The 491-nt window shown below is 64.5% G+C and carries 1 protein-coding gene; it reads left to right on the top strand.

Going from position 1 to position 491, the window contains the following annotated elements; genetic code table 11:
• Positions 1–474, top strand: a 474-nt coding sequence (locus AC1DIS_RS30135; RefSeq protein ID WP_477781321.1) for a VCBS domain-containing protein, incomplete at its 5' end; no start/stop codon positions are given.
• Between the last annotated feature and the right edge of the window lie 17 nt (positions 475–491).

Here is a 491-nt window from a genome sequence, read left to right as displayed (position 1 = left end):
GCCACCTGGAGCATTGCCGGGTCCAACACTGGCAGCTATGGCTCGATCGCGGTGGACGGCACCGGTCAATGGACTTACACCCTGGCCAACGGCACCGATGGCGTCGCCAGTGCGGTGCAATCRCTGAARGTCGGCGAGASTCATAACGAAGTGTTCAGCGTGCAGGTCAGCGATGGCCTCGGYGGCGTCGACACCCAGCAGGTGACCGTGACTGTCACCGGCAGCAACGACGCCCCCGTACTCAGCTTCGCCAGCGGCAACGATGCCGGCAACGTGCAGGACGACACCACACTCAGCGTCAGCGGCCAGTTCAGYTCRAGCGACATCGACCACGCGGCCACCGCCACCTGGAGCATTGCCGGGTCCAACACTGGCAGCTATGGCTCGATCGCGGTGGACGGCACCGGTCAATGGACTTACACCCTGGCCAACGGCACCGATGGCGTCGCCAGTGCGGTGCGGTGCAATCGCTGAAGGTCGGCGAGACTCAT

It is taken from the genome of Pseudomonas sp. 05N433, from assembly GCF_056396925.1.
This window is presented reverse-complemented; position numbering and strand designations above follow the sequence as displayed.